Origin of the sequence: Variovorax sp. LjRoot130, assembly GCF_964253755.1 — a bacterium.
Classification (GTDB): domain Bacteria; phylum Pseudomonadota; class Gammaproteobacteria; order Burkholderiales; family Burkholderiaceae_C; genus Variovorax.
The window spans coordinates 501854-518015 of record NZ_CAXURM020000002.1; the positions used below are offsets into that span (position 1 = coordinate 501854).

The following is a 16162-nucleotide window of genomic DNA, read 5'->3' on the forward strand; positions in this document are numbered from 1 at the left end:
GGTACAGGTTACGAATACGGCGGCAATCGGTGCGGATTGCCGGGCCTGCTCCGTGGCATGCATGTTGCATGCCAATGGCATACCAAACTTAAAAATGAACCAGAACCGAAGACCGAAATGCAGGATGCGACGCAGATGTCTATCCAAGGGAAACGCAGGAGCGCTTGCCTTCTGGACATGCGCAGGGCAGCCGCTGCGTCAGGACGACTTGAGCGCTGCCGCGCGCCAGTTTGACGACTGGCTCCTGGCATTTCGTGCACCGTCTTGCTGTGCGCGCACCAAAGTCGATCGCTAGTCCTGGTGCGTTCGAGTCGCCTTTGTTTCCGTCCGCTACCATGAACTCACGCCACGAATTTCCAGGTCCGTCCGTTCACAGTCACCTGTCCGCACGCATGCTTGTGGCGAAGCCGTCGGCCACCGGCGCCATGGCCGAAGCCGCCCGCCGGCTGCTTGCTGAAGGCCGAGACGTCATCAGCCTGAGCGAAGGCGAACTGGACTTCGACACACCGCTCCATATCCAACAGGCCGCGATCGCCGGCATCCAGCAAGGGCACACCCGCTACACCAACGTGGGCGGCACGCCGCAGCTCAAGGCGGCCATCGTCCGCAAGTTCCGCCAAGACAACGGCCTGCACTACGACAGCACGCAGGTGATGGCCGCAACCGGCGCCAAGCAGCTCCTGTTCAACGCCATGCTGGCGACCATCGATGCGGGCGATGAGGCCATCATGGTTGCGCCCTATTGGGTGTCGTACTCGGAGATGGTGCGCATCGCCGGCGGCGAGCCGGTCGTGCTGACGACGGGCAGCGCCAACGGTTTCAAGTTGACGCCGAAGATGCTGTCGGGCGCGATCACGCCGCGCACCCGATGGCTCGTGCTCAATTCACCGTGCAATCCATCGGGTGCGCTCTACACGGCCGATGAACTGCGCGCGCTGGCGGACGTGTTGCGCGGCCATCCACGGGTGCTGGTGATTTCCGACGACATCTACGAAGAGATCGTGTTCGATGGCGTCTTTCAGTCGTTTGCGCAGGCCTCGCCCGACATGATCGATCGGACACTGACCGTCAACGGCGTGTCCAAGGCCTTCGCGATGACGGGGTGGCGGTTGGGCTATGCGGGCGGGCCTGCATGGCTGATCAAGGCACTGGAGCTCCTCCAGTCTCAGAGCACCAGCAATCCGAGCGCGGTCAGCCAGGTCGCGGCAACGGCCGCACTCGAGGGGCCGAGGGATTTTCTGGACACATGGCGCAGCCGGTTGCGTGGGCGGCGCGATCTGGCGGTCGAGCTGCTGGCGGCCGCCAGTCCGATGCTGCGGGTCGATACACCGCCGGCGGCCTTCTACCTGTGCGCCGACTGCGCTGGCGCCATCAGAATGCGCACGCCGGAGGGTCGAACCATCGACAGCGATGCCGACCTCGCCCACTATCTGCTGCACAGCGCGGGCGTGGCGTGCGTCCCGGGCTCTGCATTCGGCCTGGCTTCTTACCTGCGTTTCGCCTATGCGGTGTCGGAGGACCGCTTGCAGACGGCTTGCGAACGCATCGTCACTGCCTGCGGCCGACTGGTTCAGGCCTGAGCGAGGGCGCTGCACAGCCACAGACATCATGAGAACTTCTTCCAAGACACCGTCGCTTTCCATCTCGGGATGGCGGATCGAACCCGTGGGCGACCGCTGCCTGCAGGTGCGCCTGGGCGACCGCGTCGGCGCCGACACCAGCCGGACCGTGCAGGCGGTGGCCGCACACCTGTCGTCGGCGCAACTGCCCGGCGTCGTCGATGTCGTGCCCGCATTCACTACCGTCGCGTTGCACTACCGGCCACTCGCGTTCGATCGCCGGCAGGGCGTGGCATCGTCTCAATTGACGCGCCTGGTGGAGCAACTCCTCGCAGGCCGCGTTCCCGAGCTGCCGGTCAACGAGGAGGTGATCGAGATTCCCGCCTGCTACGGCGGCGACTACGGTCCGGACCTGGACGACGTGGCCCGCCATTGCGGCCTGACGGCCGAAGAGGTCATCGCCCTGCATTCGGGAACGCCGCTGTCGCTCTACGCCTACTTTTTCGCGCCCGGCAACCCCTTCTTCGGCCCCCTCGACCCGCGGCTGAATGTGCCTCGCCGCAGCACGCCGCGCCTGCGCGTGGAGGCGGGGTCGGTCGCCATCGCCAATGGCATCTCCTCCATTTACCAGATGGCGCTGCCAGGGGGCTGGAACGTGATCGCACGGACGCCTTGGGACCTGTTCGACGTGACGAAGACCCCACCCACGAGGATGCCGCAGGGCGCGCGGGTGCGCTTCTATCCGATCTCGGCGTCCGAACTGGAGCGGATGCAGGAGCGGCCGCCATGACCCGGGCATCCGTGGCGCACATGCTGGTGTTGCGGCCTGGAATGTTCTCGGTTCTGCAGGATCAGGGGCGCGTCGGGCATCAGCACCTCGGCGTGCCGGTCACCGGCGCGATGGACGAGTGGTCGCATCGCACGGCGAACATGCTCGTCGGCAATGAAGACGACGCGGCAACGCTGGAGTGCACGCTGACCGGTCCCAGCGTCCAGTTTTCCTGCGACATGCTGCTGGCCATCTGCGGCGCTCGCGTCAGGATCACGGCCGCGGGCCGGTCGGTTCCCATGAATTGCGCGGTGCTACTGCGCCGTGGCGTCACGCTGGAGTTCGGTGAACGCACGCGTGGCGCACGCATGTACCTGGCGGTGCGCGGCGGCTTCGCGACGGCGCCGGTGCTCGGCAGCCGCAGCACCTATCGGCCGGGCGCTTTCGGCGGCCACGAGGGGCGGGCGTTGCGCAAGGACGACCGCGTGCCCGTGGCGCGCCCGCGCAGGGCCGACCCCACGCTGGCGCTGGAACGCACGCTGGTGCAGAGCGGCTTGCCGTTCGTGACGGCGGCATGCGTCGACGCGGAACCGCCGTCGGCGGCGCTCGAAGGCCTGCGCTTCATCCCGGGCCCGCAATGGCAGGATTTTTCGGAGGAAGCGCGCGACCGGTTCGTGCGCACGCCGTTCACGATTTCCTCGAAATCCGATCGGATGGGCTACCGGCTCGAAGGGGCCGATATTGTCCTGTCGCGACCGCTCGAGATGATCTCCGAGGCCACGAGCTTCGGCACGGTGCAGGTGCCTCCCAACGGCCAGCCGATCGTCCTGATGGCTGACCGGCAGAGCGCGGGCGGCTACCCCAAGATCGCCTATGTCGCCAGTGCCGACCTGCCTGCCTTGGCTCAAGCGCTGCCCGGCGCCTCCATTCGCTTCACCCCGATCGATCAGCAGGCCGCCGAGCACGCCTGGCTGCTGGTCGAAGACCAACTGGCGTTGGTGCGCGAGGCGGCCGGACGGGCGTTGACCTGACCGCTGCATCTCGCTAACCGCTTCACCCACAAGGAATCCATTCATGCCATCCATCGACATCAACTGCGACATGGGCGAGAGCTTCGGCCCCTGGGTCATGGGACAGGATCTCCGGATCCTCCCGCACGTGACCTCCGCGAACATCGCCTGCGGCTTTCACGCGAGCGACCCCGACACGATGCTAAAAACAGTGCGGGCCGCCATAGCCAACGGTGTGGCGCTGGGTGCCCATCCCGGCCTGCCCGACCGCCAGGGCTTCGGTCGACGGGCGATGGAGATGTCGCCGAGCGAGGTCTATTCGCTGGTCATCTACCAGGTCGGTGCGCTCCAGGGCGTTGCCCAGTCCCAGGGTGCAACCCTGCATCACGTCAAGACGCACGGGGCCCTCTACAACATGACCGTGCAGCAGCCGGCACTCGCCGAGGCGGTGGCGCAGGCGGTGTTCGATTTCAATCCGGCGCTGCAGCTCTTCGTGGCGAACAAGAACATTGCGCAGGCGGCGCGCGACAAGGGGCTCACGGTCCGGTTCGAAGTCTTTGCGGACCGCAGCTACCAGGACGACGGCACCCTGACGCCGCGATCCAGGCCGGGCGCCATGATCGAGGACGTCGAACAGGCCATTGCGCAGGTCCGGCGCATGGTGCTGGACGGTGTCGTGCGTTCCGTGAACGGTGTGGACGTGCCGGTCGCCGCCGACACGCTCTGCATCCACGGCGACCAGCCCGGCGCCGTCGTTTTCGCAGAGCAAATCCGTGCTGCGCTACTGGCCGACGGTATCGCCATCGCGGCGACGTGAGCGCCTCGAAGCCCTTGTCCGGAATGTCGCGCGCCCGATCACCGGTGCGCGCGCTTGTGTAACCCCATGCCTCTATGCCCATGAGCACGATAGAAACCAGAACCCGTCCATCGCCTTCGATCACGCACGAAATGTTCGGCGCCATGCGGGTGCCTACCTTCGAGGACGTCGAACGTGCCGGCCGCGCCATCGCGTTACATGTTCGCCGCACGCCCTTGCTGCGATCGGCCCGACTCGACGAGATCGCGGGTGCGCCAGTGTGGCTCAAGGCCGAGAACCTGCAGGTCACCGGCTCCTTCAAGGCAAGGGGCGCCTTCAATGCCCTGCTGGGCCTCTCGGAGGAGCAGCGCATGCGCGGCGTCGTCGCGTACTCGACGGGCAACCATGGCCAGGCCATCGCCTGGGCTGCTCGGCAGCTGGGGGTGATCGCGACCATCGTGATGCCGATCGACGCGCCACGCAACAAGGTGGCCCGTGCTCTGGACCAGGGTGCGCGAGTCGTGCACTACGACCGCCGTCGCGAGAGCCGTGAAACGATCGGCATGCAGTTGCTGGCCGAGATGGGCGGCACGCTCGTTCCGCCGGGCGACCATCCCGATGTGCTCGCCGCGCAGGGCACCGTCGCGCTGGAAGCGCTCCAGGATCTGCCCGACGATGCGCTGCGCCATCTGGGAACCTTCGCCGCTCCTTGCGGTGGTGGCGGCCTCTTGGCCGGGTGTGGGCTGGTCGTCGACACGATGAGCCCTGCAACGCGTCTCGTGGCCGCCGAGCCCGCGGGCTTCGACGACACCGTGCGCTCACTCGCCAGTGGTCGGCGCGAGGTGAACGAGCCCGGCGCGGCGACCTTTTGCGATGCGCTGCAGGCGGCCACGCCGGCCGAACTGCCTTTCGAGATCAACCGGCGTTTCCTGCAGAAGGCCGTGGCCGTGACGGACCTGGAAGTGGCTGTCGCCGTGCGCTTCGCGCTCGAGGAACTCCATATGCTGGTCGAGCCCGGTGGCGCGGTCGCGTTGGCGGCGCTGCTGGCCGGTCACTTGTCGATGGGCGGGCGCGACAGCGTCATCGTGCTCTCGGGCGGAAACGTCGACCTGCCCATGCTCGCAAACTGTCTCAAATCCGCTGCGGCGGTGGCCGCCTGACATTCGCCACCGATCGCACCCCGCGATCAACCCTTTCACGAACCTTTTCATGCAAGCATCCCTCTCCACCTCTTCTGCTGCCACCGCGTCGCAAGGCGACGCATCCGGACCACAGGAGGTCCGTGACAGGATCGCGCTGTGCTGCAGCCACACGGAAGCCACCACCTGGGAGCTCGGCCTGCGGGCCGCACTGCCCCATGCCACGATCAGCGCCTGGCCCCACACTGACGAGCAGGCCGAATGCGCCATCGTGTGGTCGCCCACGCAGGCGTTCATGGACGCCCATCCGCGCCTGCGGATCATCTTCAACATGGGTGCGGGCGTCGACGCGCTGATGAAACTCCGGCTTCCGCCGCAGGCTCGTATCGTGCGCATTGAAGACGGTGGCATGGCCGTGCAGATGGCCGAGTACGTCAGCCACGCGATACTGCGCCACTTCCGTGAGTTCGATCGGTACGAGCTCAGTGCAGCCTCCGGTGCATGGGCACCCCGCAAGCCGCCGATCCGCAGCGATTTCCCGGTCGGCGTCATGGGCCTTGGGGCGCTCGGGAAGCGGGTCGCCTGGAGCCTGGCGCAGTTCGATTTCCCGGTGTTCGGCTGGAGCCAGTCCCCCAAGACGATCGACGGCGTCACCTGCCTGTCGGGCGCCGACGAGTTCGATCGCTTCCTGTCGGAGACCCGCATCCTCGTGTGCATGCTGCCGCTGACACCCGCCACGCAGGGCATCCTGTCGCACGCATCGCTCTCGCAGCTGAAGCCGGGTGGCTATCTGATCAATGTGGCTCGTGGCGCGCATCTGGTCGAGGAGGATCTGTTGCGCCTCATCGACGAGGGGCATCTGGCGGGCGCGACGCTGGACGTCACGCAAGAGGAACCCCTGCCGCCCGGCCATGCGTTCTGGCGGCGCCCGGAGATCGTCCTGACACCTCACATTGCCGCGCAGACGGTGGTGCGAGAGGCCATCGCCCAGATCGCAACCAAGGTCAGCGCCGGACTCGAGAGCCCGACGCTGAGCGGCGTCGTCGACCTCGGCAAGGGGTACTGAGACGCGGCACTCGGCATCAAACCTGTCCTGTTCATCACACATCCACAACACCTCAACCCCATGCAATCCATCTTCCACTTCGCCTTCAACGTCACCGACCTGGACCGCGCGCGGCAGTTCTACGGCAACGTGCTCGGCTGCCAGGAAGGCCGCAGCACCGACACCTGGGTCGACTTCAACTTCGTCGGCCATCAGATCTCCCTGCACCTGGGGCAGCCCTTCGCCACCGCGGCCACCGGGCACGTGGGCGACAAGCTGGTGCCCATGCCGCACTTCGGACTGATCCTGGCGCTGGCCGACTGGAAGGCCATGGCCGAGCGCCTCGTCAATGCAGGCACGCAATTCGTGCTGGTGCCGCAGGTGCGCTTTGAAGGCCAGCCCGGCGAGCAGTGGACGATGTTCTTTCTCGACCCCTTCGGCAATCCGATCGAGATCAAGGGGTTTCGCGACCTGGAAGCGGTCTACGCCACCTGAGTCGGCCCCGAGACGACTGGAGCGCCCTGTGCCGACTGGCCCAGGGGGAGAGCGAGTGCTGGCGCGGGTCGCGACGAGTTTTTCGGGGCAGCGCCCAAGCTTGCGTGTACCAGACTGCTTTTCAGCGTCTGTCTTTTCCGGGGTACGCCATGGGATAGCCCAACGATCTCCAGGTCAAAGCGGCTGAGCCGCGCGACAAGGAGTAGGTAGCGCGGCGCGGCCATTCTGAAACGGCGCAGACGATGCTCTAAGAAGCACGGCCTTTTCCTCTAAAGACTTTGGCGAGATCTGTCCTGGATGCGGCCGACGACCGACGACGGCGCGTTCACCCGGGCGCAGATGACGTCAAATGACAGACGCGTCGGGTCCCGGTTTCACTTGTGCATATGCCTGCAATCCCTGGCATCCTCAGCGTCAGCCGCCGTGCTGCGCCTTTCGCCAATCCCACGGTGCTACAGGTTTCGCATCGGCCCATAGCCCTAGACGCTGCGCGCGGGCTGTGTACTGCATCTTGAACAGCGCGCCGTCGTCGCGACTCGCGTATCTCTCGTAGACCCAGGCCCATCCGCCGGCCACCTGGTGCCGGCCGGCATCTTCGCCCCTGCATTTCACATCGGCGACGGTGCGGCCATATCGATCGGTGTCGCGCGGCGAGATTCGCGCTTGCTCCATGTAGCAGAGCCCGCTGAGAGCCTGCTTGCTGCGCTGGCCGAAGGGCTGGCGTGATTCAGGAGCATCGATCGCCGCAACGCGCACCTTGACCTGCTCATAGGCTCCTGGAGCACCGCAGCGAGCGCTGAGGGTGTCGCCGTCAGAGACACCTACGACGAGACAGAGGCGGGGCTGGGCTTGCGCGAAGAATGGAAGGGCGAAAAGAAGGCAGGCGATCAGTCGGATCATCCCCCGATCGTAGGCGCTGGCGGCAAGCGACAGGATCTCGCAGCGAAGGCACAAGCGCGGATCGGTCACGTTCGGCAACCATCTTCACAGAGCAGACGTGACTTCGCTCCCGGGGCGCGCGTTGTGTACTGCAGGGGGCAGTTTTCGCCCCTTCAGGAGTCTCTGTGAACCTCAATCGTTCAGCCTTCTTCAAGTGGTCCGCGGCCGGTGCTGTGGCAGTTGGTGCACTTTTCGCCGCCGCGTCAGCGAATGCCCAGGTGAACTGGTCCGTCGGCATCAGTGCTCCGGGCGTGGCGATCGGCGTTGCCGAGCCTGGCCCCGTGTACTACGAGCCGGCACCTGTCTATTCGCGTCCTGCACCAACCTACTATCAGCCGGCTCCTCCCGTGTACTACCGGCCGCCGCCGCCAGCTTATTACCGCCCGGCACCGGTGTACTACGGGCCGCCGGCGCAGGTCTATGACGGGCCGGGCGAGCGTTGGCGCCATCGCCATCACCACCGTCGGGATTGGGACGATTGATCCGGGTGCGCCCCGGAGAGGACGTCAGTACCTCTGTACGCGCCCCACATTTGGGCCTGAGTCAAACGCTGCGTGCTCTTGATCGCTGCCGAGCCGGGAAGCGAGCACTTTTCAGCGACGCTTAAGGATCGACGAAGAGACTGATTCTCAGCAAAGGAACAGTCCCGAGCCCCACCGAAAAGGATCGAACGCCATGAAGTCTTCCGCTGCCCCCAAGCCCCTCACCCCGTCGCAGATCGAGCTCGTGCTCGAGTTGCTCGAGTTGCGCCAGCTGGCGCCGCAGGAGACGGCTGCGAAGTTCAACCGCTTGACCCAGGTCGGCACCTTCTCCGAAGCCCAGCAAGGGGCCATCGAGATCCTCTTCGCGCTCGAGGAGGACGATATCCCCGATGCACTCTTCGAATTCGCAGACGACGATGCCCGAAACATCGTTCGCGATGGGCTGGCGCACGAGGTGCGGCTCACCTTCGTGGGAGCCTAAAGCATCAATGTTGTCTTGCGAAGCGCCGACCTGAACGCGCACTGGAGAGCAGATGACGTCGCTGCGGCTGGCCGAACGCAGCAGCTAGGGTTCGGACAGTAAAGCGCCGTCGCGATTCTGGCGCAGCCAACCGCTTTCGAGAAACCCGAACTTCGGCTGGGCCCACTGCCGTCGGTCAGCAATCGAATTTGTGGCTCAAAGTGTCATTGCAATGGGCCGGCTACCGCATCGCGTTCGACGTCTCGATCGCGAAGCGAAAGCCTATCGTGCCTGGCGCGCGAGAAAAGGACTTGCCAAATGCCCACACGGTCCGTTGTCCCGGCAGCCACTGGCGATGCGGGTGGCCGCAAAGGGGAACCGAGCATGTCCAGCACCGATTGCCGAGAACAGGGTTTGGTCGCTAGACTAGGATTAACGCCAACCTTAACGGATACTGCAAAATGCCGTTGCGAGCATCAGACATCGTTCCCATCAGCGAAGCGCGCGCCAGACTCACCGAGCTCGCCGAAGACGTGGTGGGCAGCGGCTCTGAGAAAGTGCTGACCAAGAACGGTGCGAGCTACGTGGCATTGATCGACGCGCGCCGGCTGGACTACTACCATGCGCTTGAATTGGAGCATGCCAATCTGGTGCAGGCTGAAGACGCCATCACCGGTCTGCGGCAAGCCTTGGCGGGGCAGGTCGTGTCTGACGAGGAACTGGACCAGGCACTCGGCGTCGCACCGGCGTCGTGAGCATTCCTGTCAACGCAAGGGTTCGGGCGGTTCCGAACTTTCTGGCGTGCCTGCATGCCGCTCGCAGCTTCATGGAGGAGCAGGACGCCGCTTCCGCATCGGCGCGCTTTAAGAAGTTGCAGGCTGAAGTGGTGAAAGCGCGGGCACTTCTCGCGTTCGCACCCACGAGCGGCCGGCCCGCTCGCGGGCTGATGCCCTCAACGAGGGGATAGGCATGGCGATGCGATACGCGGATGGGAAGTGAACGCATCCGCGCGAACTGCCTTGCATCTGCGGAACTCGCGATTCGATCCTGCAAACGGCAACGCGCAGACGCGATCACAGAGCTCCGCGCAACCCCGGTTCGGTCCGAGCCGCAGCAGCCCTCGGCGCATTGATGCTCAGCGAGATCGAGTCACAAGGCCCGACTCACCAGTTTGAAGTCCGGATCTTCGGCAAAGGACTTGATCGAAAAACCCAACCTCTTCACGAGCTTCAGCATATCGGCGTTGTTGCTCAGCACCAGCCCATCGATCTCCGAGAGGCCCTTGTCGCGGGCCACATCGATGATCGCCTCCAACAGGCGTGATCCCAGTCCCTTGCCGCTGTAGTCGTCTGCAACCACCAACGAGAACTCGCAACTCGATTGATCTGGATTGGTGATGTAGCGCGACACGCCCACGATGCGTTCGGTCTCGCGGACCGCGCCATCGTCCGCGACGCCACGCTCCCGCACCACTGCGACCAGCGCCATCTCGCGGTCGTAGTCGATCAAGGTGAATCGCGAAAGCATGGACGGCGGCAACTCGTGGAAGCGCGAGACAAACCGGAACCAGCGGCTTTCCGGCGAGAGCTGCTGCACCAGGGCTTGAAGCATCTGCGCGTCGTCGGGATGAACGGCTCGCACGGTGTAGGTGCCCCCACCGGGCAAAGGCCACTCGCGTTGGTAGCGCGCAGGGTAGGGCAGGATGGCCAGGTGCTGGTAGCTGTTGATGAGGCCGCTCGTGCCTTGCGGCGTGCTGTCGACGACGATGCGAGCATCGACCGCCACTGCGCCCGTTTCGTCGACGATGATCGGGTTGATGTCCATCTCCCGCAGTTCGGGAAGTTCGCACACCATCTCGGAAACCCGCAGCAGCACCTGTTCCAGCGCCTCCATGTCCACGGCTGCGGCCCCGCGCCATTCGTGCAGGGTTTCGGCGACCCGCGAGCGTTCGATCAGCCGGCGCGCCAGGAACTGGTTGAGCGGCGGCAGCTCCATGGCACGGTCGTCCAGCAGCTCGATCATGGTGCCGCCTGCGCCGAACACGATGACGGGGCCGAAGGGATCGTCCGTCACCAGGCCCACATGGATTTCGCGCCCGCGCCGGGCCGTGGCCATCTTCTGAACGGTCACGCCGTTGATGCGCGCGTCGGGCGCCAGGCGCGCCACGCGTTCCATCATGTCGCTGTACGTGTCGCGTGCACCGGCGCCGTTCATGACGTTCAGCGCCACGCCCTCCACATCCGACTTGTGGCTGATGTCGGGCGAATCGATCTTGAGCGCGACGGGGAAGCCCAGCTGGGCGGCGATCATCATCGCTTCGTTGGCGCTGCGCGCCAGCAAGGTGCGGGTGATCGGGATATGGAAGGAAGACAGCAAGGTCTTCGACTCCATCTCGGTCAGTACCTTGCGCCGTTCCGCCAGCACGCTCTCGATCAGCAGCCGCGCACCCTCGATATCCGGCTTGGCGAGCGCCGACAGCGGCGGCGGGGTCTGCTGGAGCAGCGCCTGGTTCCGATAGAAAGCCGCGATGTTGCCGAACGCGCCAACCGCCGCTTCCGGCGTGCGGAAGCTCGGGATGGTGGCCTCCCCCAGCACCGCACGCGCGGGGCCGACCGAGGCGTCGCCCATCCAGCATGACAGCAGCGGTTTGCTCATCGGCCGCGGGATGTCGGCCAGCACGCGCGCCACCGCGACCGCATCGGCCCCTGTCTTGGGCGAGAAGATTGCCAGGACGCCGTCGATCTGCGGGTCGGCGGCGGCCGCATCGACCGCGGCCCGGAAGTGCGCCGGCTCGGCTTCCTCCGAAAGGTCGATCAGATCGGTGAGCGAAGCCGACGCGGGCAGCCGGGGCTGCAGCGTCTTGAGCGAGTCGGGTGACAGCTTGCCGAGTTGCAGGCCGATCTCGTTGACCCAGTCCGCCGCCAGAACACCCGGGCCGCCGCCATTGGTGACGATGGCCAGGCGCCGGCCGACCGGGCGATAGCGCGAGGCCAGGCATTTGGCGGCCGAGAACAGTTCGACGAACGAGCGCACCCGCACCGCACCGGCGCGTCGCAGCGCAGCGTCGAAGACATCGTCGCTGCCGACGGTCGAGCCGCTGTGCGTGTGCGCAGCTTCGTTGCCGGCGGGCTTGCGACCGGCCTTGAGCACCACCACCGGCTTGGCATGCGAGGCCGACCGCAGGGCGCTCATGAAGCGACGTGCGCTGGAGATCCCTTCGAGGTAGACGATGATGCTGTGGGTGGCGGCATCGTTGGCCAGGAAGTCCAGCACCTGGGCGATGTCCACCGCCGTATGGCGGCCGAGCGAAACGACGCTGGAGAACCCGACCGCGTTCTCGCGCGCCCAATCGAGCATCGATGCCGTCAGGGCGCCCGACTGCGACACCAGCGCGAGCGGGCCGGCCTTGGCCAGCGGGCCGGCCGTGCTGGCATTGAGCGTCAACGGGGGGCGCTGAAAGCCGAGCGAATTCGGACCGAGGAGGTGAACGCCGTCGCGGCGCGCGATCTTTCGCAGCTGCGCAGCCTGCTCGGCGGCGATGCCGTTGGAGATGACGAGTGCGGCGCGGCAGCCGATGCGGCCGACGACCTCCAGCGCAGAGGCGATCTCCTGTGGTGGCAGCGCGATGATCGCGAGATCGGCGCGCGTCTGCGCCAGATCCCCCAGCGTGCCGCTGGTGCGGACGTCCAGAAACTGCAGCGTTCCGTTGAACCGGTCTGCGCGAAGCGCTTCGCGCACGGCCCGGGCGTGCGAAGTCTGGCCTACCGGGTCTTCGGCGTGGCCCGCGAAGACAACGACTGAGCCCGGCGCCAGCAGCGGCGTGAGGTAGTGCTTGTCCATGACCTTAGTCTGCATCCATCAGGACCTTGACGTGCGCCGCGGCACTGCGCGCCAAAGCGCTCAGTGCATAGCCGCCTTCGAGACAGGAGATGACCCGGCCCCGGCAGTGGCGCTGCGCGACGGCCATGGTCTGCTGCGTCACCCATGTGTAGTCGCCTTCCACCAGCGCCAGATTTCCCATGTCGTCCTCCCGGTGGCCATCGAAGCCGGCGGAGATGTAGATGAGCTCGGGGGCGAAGGCCTCGAGCGCCGGCAGCCATTGGTGGATGACCGCTGCGCGGAAAGCGTCGCTGCCCGAGCGCGAACGCAAGCCGACGTTGACCATGTTCGGACCCTCGTCTTCCTCGCCCGAGAAAGGATAGATCCCTTTTTCGAATATGGAGCACATGAGCACACGCTCGTCGCCCTTGAAGATGTCGGCGCTGCCATTGCCATGGTGGACGTCGAAGTCGATCAGCGCCACGCGCTGCAGGCCGTGCACATCGAGCGCGTGCCGAATGCCGACGGCCACGTTGTTGAAGAAGCAGAAGCCCATGGCGGCGGCGCGCCCGGCATGATGGCCCGGGGGCCGGATGCAACAGAATGCCGCGGGCGCCTTGCCCGAAAGAACCAGGTCGCAAGCCAGAACCGAGGCGCCCGCCGCGCGCCGTGCGGCCTGCATGGTGTATCGGTTCATGCTGGTGTCGGGGTCAAACTGGTGATGCCCTTCGTCCGGCGAAGCCGCAGCAAGTTCGCGCACATGGGCGAGCGAGTGTGCCCGCCCCAGTTGATCATCGGTGGCGAGCGGAGCGTCGTACGGGACCATGTAGTCGAGCAGACCGCTGATCAGAAGCCGTTCGTGGATGGCCGAAAGCCGTTCCGGACATTCCGGATGGCCGGCGCCCATCTCATGGCGTGCGCAGTCGGGGTGAGTGATGTAAGCGGTCAGCAAATTCGGCTCCTGGGCCATCCCGCGCCGCGCGGCGGAGGTCTGCGCGCAGTCTAGGCGCGGTCGATCCGATATTTCATGAGCTGCATCAAGGCAAGGGCGCCGGCGCAGTCGCTGGCGATCGTTGTCGGGGGGCGCGACAAGTGCCCACGAGATGGCGGGCTCGTCTGCCGCAAGGCGATGGCGATCGAGCTGGTCACAGAGCGGCAGGCAGGGAACCGTGCCGGTGGGTTGGTCAATGCGCGAGCGGGGACCGCGGCCACTGGTGCCAGAAAATGGCGACTGAGCCACCTGACGCACGGACATGAGCTAGCGACACTTCTTCGCGTTGCCCGAGGGCTTATGGCGCGTGGACCAGCACGTAGCCACGGTTCTCCACCGTGTCGAAAGTGCGCATGCCTTTCACCAGCGTGGCCGTCGGCATCCAGACCCAGCCCGCTACAGCCGGGTTGACATCGAGCACGAGAAACGAGTCTGACGCAGCGTCGTAGGCGCCGAGCGGCGAGATGTGGCCACCCCCCTTCTGGCCCACGGCCTCACGCCTGTAGTTCACGATCACGTAGTCGCCGCCGCGCGCGAGGTTGTTTGCCAGGTCAGCGCGGATGGCCTGCTCGGAAAGCGCATCGTCAACGACGACAACTCTGGTGACGAGCGCGTTTGCGCGCAGCATTGCGTCAAACTGGCGCAGCTGGTAGCCGAAATCCTTGACCTGCTTGCCGCCAATGGTGATCGGCTCGCCAAGCACCTGCGCACGTGTCTTGGGGCCCCTGTCGATCACGCTGTCCTGCGTGAACCGCGGGACGATCGGATCGGCGCCGGCTCGCATGAACTGCACATCGTCCTTGCGCAGCCGCGTGTGGTCGCGTGGCAGGTCGGCACTGCGGCTGTGCACGGCGTTGAGCACGATCGCGGCCGAGGTGGGCCCGCAGAAAGTGCCGTTGTACTGGGCTTCAAATTGGTTGGCGAGCGCCGCGAAATCAATCTTTGCGCCCGAGCGGCCAAGACGTGCCAGGCCTTCATCGGACGCAAACGGCACGAGCGCAGGAGACGCTTTCGCCTCTACGCTCGTCGTCGCTGGGCTCGTTGCCGCGCCATGCGTGGCACAGGCCGACAGGAGCGTTGCGGTGGCGAGCAGCGCGGCGCAGACGAGGCTTCTGATCGGCGACATGAGTGACTCCAGGGGTTGCGGAGGGCGGCCCATTGTCGACTACGCCGCACTGCCGTAGAAGTGGGGGCTGTCGATCGTCAGCTCGCCGCAGAATTCTGTCGAAAAACTCGAGGCGGTCCCAGAGGCGACCGTGTGGCTTTTTCGCTTTCAGCGCAGGTCGCCGCTGGACGGCGACGGGCTGATGACCATCTTCGGCGCCCCGCTGCCGCTGCCCGACCACAGCGCGGCCGCGGTGCGCGCGGCGCTCGACATGGTCGAGATGATCGAGCTGCTGAACACAGAGCGCATCGCTGCGGACAAGCCTGCGATCCGAATCGGCGTGGGAATCGCCACCGGCGAAATGGTGGCGGGCTACGCCGGCACGCAGCAGCGCGCGACCTACACCTGCATCGGCGGCACGGTGAACCTTGCCGCACGGCTCGAGGCGCACACCAAGCTTGCGAAGCGGATGATCCTGATCGATCCGGCAACCTGCAGGCACTCGTTGGACGCATTCCGGTCAAGCCCCTCGGGGCGGCGTCGTTCCGGGGCAAGGCGGCGCCGGTCGAGGTGTACGCCGTCACTGACAGCAGCAGCGCCATGTCCGGGCAGCGTATCTTTGTGGTGTTCCCGACGGTCCGCGCGCACTTACAACCTCGTTTTGGGCTGTGCGCGGCGTGGTCCCGGACTAGGGCTGGTACGCGCAGTAGTTCGAGTCCGCATTCGCAGCCCGCCTCCTGGGCTGCCGGCGACTGGAACTACGACCTCTCGTCCTGAGCGGCGACGAGCACGAAAGAAGCCTCGCTCCCGAGCATGCTGTTTCCGCGCGCCACCTTCGGTCCAGCCGACGGCAGCCGTCGCCGCCGGCTCAAGTAGCTCGCGATCCGCTCATCACTGAAGGGAGGTCAGACCAGTCGGGGTCAGCTCTTGGGCTTTGCGTACTCCTCTGCGCTCATCATCTCGAAGCCAACGAACGGGTCGTTGCCTTCGACCCATGCGTCGTGGCCCGGAGGAATGGTGTACGACATGCCTTCCTCAATTGCGGTCTTCGAGCCGTCATTCATTTGCACGGTGATTCGACCGGAAACCGCGTACCCAACGTGAGCTACTTGGCAACTATCCGTGCCGACGACCGGCTTGATGCACGTCGACCAGCGCCACCCGGGCTGAAACTTGAAGCGTCCAAGCGTGTACCCCTCGAGGCGGACCACTTCGACCCGAGTCTTTTCCGGCTCCCGAACCTCATCCGGTTCGTCATGGGATTTCGTCTGGAGCTTGGTGACATTCATCGGACTTGCCATCACTACTCTCCTTGCACGAGTGAGCAATTAGTCCGCAGCAGCCTCGTGCTAAGCCGCGCATCGAACGATTGAATATTAGTCCCGGGCCACGCTTCCGGCGACCCATTTTTCGCCCGATCCAAAAGATCAACTGGGTGCGAGCCTGGACAGCCGCCCCAGTGGCGCGCATCTCGAAGGTCCACTGGGCCCCGATGCGCATTTTCGGTCGACGGCCCCATCCGGGCTGCGCAGGCTTACAGGCCTTCTAGGCCG

16 protein-coding genes are annotated in these 16162 nt (G+C 65.7%); 11 read left to right on the forward strand and 5 right to left on the reverse strand.

The window, feature by feature from the left end; all coding sequences use genetic code 11:
* Positions 1-425: 425 nt before the first annotated feature.
* From ACSQ86_RS32080 to ACSQ86_RS32110, 7 genes are all read left to right on the forward strand, one after another.
* Positions 426-1580: a pyridoxal phosphate-dependent aminotransferase gene (locus ACSQ86_RS32080; protein WP_436310481.1), complete on the forward strand. Its 1155-nt coding sequence runs from the start codon at positions 426-428 to the stop codon at positions 1578-1580.
* Positions 1581-1608: 28 nt separating this feature from the next.
* Positions 1609-2349: a 5-oxoprolinase subunit PxpB gene (gene pxpB, locus ACSQ86_RS32085; protein ID WP_436307136.1), complete on the forward strand. Its 741-nt coding sequence runs from the start codon at positions 1609-1611 to the stop codon at positions 2347-2349.
* A complete protein-coding gene (locus tag ACSQ86_RS32090) occupies positions 2346-3359 on the forward strand; it encodes a biotin-dependent carboxyltransferase family protein (RefSeq protein WP_436310482.1) in 1014 nt (337 codons plus the stop codon). Before pxpB ends, ACSQ86_RS32090 begins: the two co-directional genes overlap by 4 nt.
* A gap of 43 nt (positions 3360-3402) precedes the next feature.
* Positions 3403-4155, forward strand: a complete 753-nt coding sequence (locus ACSQ86_RS32095; protein WP_436307135.1) for a LamB/YcsF family protein — start codon at positions 3403-3405, stop codon at positions 4153-4155.
* Between the two features lie 143 nt (positions 4156-4298).
* On the forward strand, positions 4299-5294 hold the full coding sequence (locus tag ACSQ86_RS32100; protein ID WP_436310483.1) for a threonine ammonia-lyase: 996 nt from the start codon (positions 4299-4301) through the stop codon (positions 5292-5294).
* Positions 5295-5343: 49 nt separating this feature from the next.
* Complete coding sequence (locus tag ACSQ86_RS32105; RefSeq protein WP_436307133.1) at positions 5344-6339, forward strand: 2-hydroxyacid dehydrogenase; 996 nt, start codon at positions 5344-5346, stop codon at positions 6337-6339.
* Positions 6340-6399: 60 nt separating this feature from the next.
* Positions 6400-6813 (forward strand): VOC family protein, encoded by a 414-nt coding sequence (locus ACSQ86_RS32110; RefSeq protein ID WP_436294921.1) that lies wholly within the window; start codon positions 6400-6402, stop codon positions 6811-6813.
* A 414-nt stretch (positions 6814-7227) separates the two neighbouring features.
* Here ACSQ86_RS32110 and ACSQ86_RS32115 read toward each other — a convergent pair whose 3' ends face one another.
* Positions 7228-7782 carry a thermonuclease family protein gene (locus tag ACSQ86_RS32115; protein WP_436310885.1) on the reverse strand — a complete coding sequence of 185 codons (555 nt, stop codon included), beginning with the start codon at positions 7780-7782 and terminating at the stop codon, positions 7228-7230.
* A gap of 95 nt (positions 7783-7877) precedes the next feature.
* Here ACSQ86_RS32115 and ACSQ86_RS32120 point away from each other — a divergent pair, with 95 nt between their 5' ends.
* From ACSQ86_RS32120 to ACSQ86_RS32130, 3 genes are all read left to right on the forward strand, one after another.
* Positions 7878-8234, forward strand: a complete 357-nt coding sequence (locus ACSQ86_RS32120; protein ID WP_436302598.1) for a hypothetical protein — start codon at positions 7878-7880, stop codon at positions 8232-8234.
* A 193-nt stretch (positions 8235-8427) separates the two neighbouring features.
* Positions 8428-8715 carry a hypothetical protein gene (locus ACSQ86_RS32125; protein WP_436302599.1) on the forward strand — a complete coding sequence of 96 codons (288 nt, stop codon included), beginning with the start codon at positions 8428-8430 and terminating at the stop codon, positions 8713-8715.
* Between the two features lie 440 nt (positions 8716-9155).
* The gene (locus ACSQ86_RS32130) at positions 9156-9449 is read left to right on the forward strand and encodes a type II toxin-antitoxin system Phd/YefM family antitoxin (protein WP_436307132.1); all 294 of its coding nucleotides are present in this window, start codon (positions 9156-9158) and stop codon (positions 9447-9449) included.
* 394 nt (positions 9450-9843) lie between these two features.
* Here the strand turns inward: ACSQ86_RS32130 and ACSQ86_RS32135 are convergent, their stop codons facing one another.
* The 3 genes from ACSQ86_RS32135 to ACSQ86_RS32145 all read right to left on the reverse strand — a co-directional run bounded on the left by ACSQ86_RS32135 (position 9844) and on the right by ACSQ86_RS32145 (position 14630).
* Positions 9844-12534: a bifunctional acetate--CoA ligase family protein/GNAT family N-acetyltransferase gene (locus ACSQ86_RS32135; RefSeq protein WP_436307753.1), complete on the reverse strand. Its 2691-nt coding sequence runs from the start codon at positions 12532-12534 to the stop codon at positions 9844-9846.
* 4 nt (positions 12535-12538) lie between these two features.
* On the reverse strand, positions 12539-13465 hold the full coding sequence (locus ACSQ86_RS32140; RefSeq protein WP_436310886.1) for a histone deacetylase family protein: 927 nt from the start codon (positions 13463-13465) through the stop codon (positions 12539-12541).
* A 337-nt stretch (positions 13466-13802) separates the two neighbouring features.
* Complete coding sequence (locus ACSQ86_RS32145; RefSeq protein ID WP_436296927.1) at positions 13803-14630, reverse strand: phytochelatin synthase family protein; 828 nt, start codon at positions 14628-14630, stop codon at positions 13803-13805.
* Between the two features lie 181 nt (positions 14631-14811).
* On the opposite strand from ACSQ86_RS32145, the gene ACSQ86_RS32150 reads away from it, so the two are divergent.
* Entirely contained in the window at positions 14812-15507 is a 696-nt protein-coding gene (locus ACSQ86_RS32150; RefSeq protein ID WP_436310887.1) for an adenylate/guanylate cyclase domain-containing protein, read from the forward strand.
* A 22-nt stretch (positions 15508-15529) separates the two neighbouring features.
* Here ACSQ86_RS32150 and ACSQ86_RS32155 read toward each other — a convergent pair whose 3' ends face one another.
* Positions 15530-15910, reverse strand: a complete 381-nt coding sequence (locus ACSQ86_RS32155; protein ID WP_436307130.1) for a cupin domain-containing protein — start codon at positions 15908-15910, stop codon at positions 15530-15532.
* Between the last annotated feature and the right edge of the window lie 252 nt (positions 15911-16162).